Origin of the sequence: Nonomuraea candida, assembly GCF_000725485.1 — a bacterium.
GTDB lineage: Bacteria > Actinomycetota > Actinomycetes > Streptosporangiales > Streptosporangiaceae > Nonomuraea > Nonomuraea candida.
Genome location: NZ_JOAG01000210.1, coordinates 1 through 237, shown reverse-complemented (window position 1 = coordinate 237; position 237 = coordinate 1). Strand labels below are relative to the sequence as shown.

General features: G+C 64.6%; 1 pseudogene. It reads left to right on the top strand.

Annotation, left to right across the window (positions count from 1 at the left end):
* A pseudogene (locus tag IO39_RS43745) lies at window positions 1-237 on the top strand (IS630 family transposase); the annotation flags it as partial.

Genomic DNA, 237 nt, shown 5'->3' with positions numbered 1-237 from the left:
TACCGCCGCACCCAGGGCGTCACCTACTTCCACGGCTGCTACTCCGTCGGCGACGACCTGTTGTGGGGTGTCAATCGGGCACGCAAGGGCATCGACCCCCCCTGGGCCGCGCTGAAATCCATCCGTGCCGCCCGGCCAGACGGTGCTCCGATCTACGTCATCCTGGACAATCTGTCGGCGCACAAGAACTGGCGCATCCGTGCCTGGGCTGAGAAGAACAAGGTCAGGCTGCTGTTC